Annotated in this window: 2 protein-coding genes; both read left to right on the top strand. The window is 52.9% G+C overall.

Translation table 11 applies throughout. The features are described 5' to 3' along the window. Window positions 1–247 precede the first annotated feature (247 nt). Entirely contained in the window at window positions 248–2,545 is a 2,298-nt protein-coding gene (locus tag H6F75_RS25950; RefSeq protein WP_199304145.1) for an ATP-binding protein, read from the top strand. Window positions 2,546–2,902: 357 nt separating this feature from the next. Beyond that, window positions 2,903–3,399 (top strand): DUF4118 domain-containing protein (locus H6F75_RS25945; RefSeq protein ID WP_190755973.1); only part of this gene is annotated, 497 nt, incomplete at its 3' end.

Here is a 3,399-nt window from a genome sequence, read left to right as displayed (position 1 = left end):
CGTTTTTTCAGACTGGTGGAGTCCGCTATTTGCAGTAAATGGGTTTATCCCTCACGGGCATTGCTACTTGTGGAAGCCAGGGCTGGTTTGGCTACATCTGCTCTCAGACTTATCGATTGGCTTAGCCTATGTGGCTATCTCAGGCACTCTTGCTTATCTAGTTTATAAGACCCGCCGAGAAATCCCATTTCACTGGATGTTTCTCGCGTTTGGGTCTTTTATTGTGGCCTGCGGCAGCACGCACTTTATGGCTGTCTGGACGCTGTGGCACCCGACCTACTGGCTTTCGGGAGCCCTGAAGGTGGTGACGGCAATAGCCTCCGTAACCACCGCCATAATTCTGCCGTTTCTAGTGCCCCAGGCATTAGCCCTAGTCGAGTCAGCCAAACTTTCCGAGGAGCGGCGGTCGCACTTGGAAGTCGCCAACAATCAATTGGAGTCTCTCAACGAACAGCTCAAGGAGGTCGACCAGCTCAAGACTCAGTTTTTTGCCAATGTCAGCCACGAACTGCGCACCCCCCTAGCTTTGATCTTGGGGCCAGTGGAGAAATTGTTGCACCAGACCGACTTGAGCCAGGAGGACCGCCTCGATCTTGAACTGGTTGACCGCAATGCCCGGCTATTGCTTAAGCAGGTTAATGACCTTTTGGATGTATCCAAGCTAGAGGCTGGCCGTATGGTGCCCACCTACGAGCAGATCGATGTGGCACAACTCGTGCGCCTAACGGCGGCCAACTTTGACGGCTTGGCCGAGGAAAAGCAGATTACTTTTACCATTGATGCCCCAGAGATTCTGCAAGCACAGGTTGATGGAGCCAAGGTGCAGCGCATTCTGCTCAACTTAATTTCTAACGCGTTTAAATTTACTCCCAACGGCGGCGCTGTGCATTGCCAGCTAACCATTGATCATGCTCAAGACATGGCCAGCAACGGGAGCTTAGATGAGCGATTCATCCAAGGTGATCGCATTACTCTTTCAGTTCAGGATAGCGGTGCAGGCGTTCCAGCAGCACTACGGGATACTATTTTCGAGCGGTTTAGCCAAGGAGAGGGCGGCACTACTAGGCGGTTTGGTGGCACGGGCCTGGGTTTAGCGATCGCCAAAGAATTTGCCGAACTTCAGGGTGGCACGATCGCAGTAGGCGATGCCCCTAGTGGCGGTGCTCAGTTTATCGTTCAGCTACCGCTGCTGGCTCCTCACCCTGGCGCGGTGAGGGCTGCTGCCTCTGATCAGGGGCAAGACGCAGGGTTAGCTGCCCTTATGGCCGAAGAGCTGCGCTCGGTACCCCAGCCCGACGCTTCTAGGCTAGAGCATTCCTTGAGTAAACCTCTAGTGTTAGTGGTAGAAGATAACCCGGAGATGAATCGGTTCATCACGGCCACGCTGGCTTCAGAGTATCGTACGGCTACCGCTGTCAACGGGCAAGATGGGCTAGCGCAGGCGATCGCCCTCCAGCCCGATCTAATTCTCAGCGATGTGATGATGCCATCTCTGAGCGGCGACCAGCTAGTACAACAGTTGCGTACTTACCCCGAGCTAAACGCTACGCCCGTGGTCATGCTGACAGCCAAAGCCGACGATGATCTACGCGTGCAGATGCTGCGGCAGGGTGCTCAAGACTATCTAACAAAACCATTTTCGGTGGAGGAGCTCAAGGCGCGGGTCGGTAATTTAACTGCTCTTAAGCGGGTACGCGACCGACTACAGCAGGAATTGGCCAGCCAAAGCCACGATCTAGGGGCTTTAGTGGACGAGGTCAGCCTGCGGCGGCGGGAGCTGCAAGTTGCCCTCAACGCCCTGCGGCATCAAGCGGTGGAACTAGAGCAGGCCAATCGCTTAAAGGACGAGTTTTTGGCAATCGTCTCCCATGAGCTGCGCACTCCACTCAATGCCATTTTGGGCTGGGCACAGACGCTGCAAACGCGCGAATTTGATGCCGCTACCACAGCTCGTGCCCTACAGACCATTGAGCGCAATGCCCACTTGCAAACCCAGCTAATTGGGAACCTTCTAGACATTTCCCGACTGCTGCGGGGCAAGCTACTGCTCAACCGGCAGGCTATGGAACTAAAGCCAGTTATCGAGGCAGCAATTCAAACGGCACTACCCAATGCCCAAGCTAAGTCCATTCAGCTTAGCGCTCATTTGGATGAGGCAGTAGGTGAAGTGTTAGGCGATCGCGATCGCCTGATACAAATTATCGAAAACCTGCTTTCGAACGCGATCAAATTTACGCCAGACGGTGGGCAGGTAGAGATTCGGCTAGAGCAGCAGTTAGAGGAGGTAAAAATCAAAGTCAGCGATACCGGTCAGGGGATTCGAGCTGATATTCTCCCCTACGTGTTTGACTATTTTCGCCAGGCTGATAGCTCGACGACTCGCACCTTTGGCGGTTTGGGTTTAGGCCTAGCGATTGTACAACAACTGGTTGAGCTGCACGATGGCAACATTGCAGTAGCAAGTCCAGGGGAAGGGCAAGGTACTACTTTTACCATCTGTTTACCGTTACTAGTAACTTCAACACCACCGTTGTATTTGCGCTAATTAAACGTGCGTCATTAACTGAGCACGTGGAGCACTTCTACCACAGAGGGTGCTGTCACAATTAGCGTTCCAACCTGCGTTAAAGCCGAGACCAATGCTCGTAGGAATCTACTTCATTTAAATACTGGTGTACTCAACTACCGCTCACAAAGTCATTGTCAATTAACTCTGGTGGCTCCACTCAGAAGAACCTAGGGGTTGTATGTGTTCACCCCATAGATAGATAACCAGCTCTCTCCTGTGGTAGATAATTAGCAGGGGTATGTTCAATTTACCAGCACCTTAAACATCAGCTTGCGATTCACCCTAGCAATTGTTTCTAGCTCTCCTACCCTAACTATTCTCCTGGGTGGTTGGATGATTAAGTTCAAACGGCAAATCCTAAGCTACGGGGTGGCGATTGCAGCCGTACTCTTGGCGACGCTGCTGATGTTGGCCTTCGATCCCTATGCTCGACTTAGCCAGGCACCGTTTTTACTTTTCTTTGGAGCCGTTACCATCAGCGCTTGGTATGGCGGCCGAGGACCAGGGGTAACCGCAACCTTATTGTCGGTGCTGAGCGCTAACTGCCTATTTTTGAGCCCAGCCTTTGGGTTTGGTCCCAGTTTTTCAGCGGGGGTCAGGATGGCCCTCTTCCTGCTCCAAGGGTTAGTCATCAGTTTCCTGGTGGGGTCATTGCGCACTGCCCAAGAGCAAACACGACGATCGCTGCAGCAGAGAGAGCAGGCTGAAGCCGATCTCCATCAGAGCGAAGCCGACTTTCGGGCCATGTTCAACGTAACGAGTGTGGGCAAAGCCTTATTAGACGCTCAAACCCGTCGCTTTCTACGCGTCAATGCCGCTTATTGCAATAT

It is taken from the genome of Nodosilinea sp. FACHB-131 (genome assembly GCF_014695395.1).
GTDB lineage: Bacteria > Cyanobacteriota > Cyanobacteriia > Phormidesmidales > Phormidesmidaceae > Nodosilinea.
The sequence above is the reverse complement of the archived record's forward strand: the minus strand, read 5'-3'. Positions and strand labels throughout refer to the sequence as shown.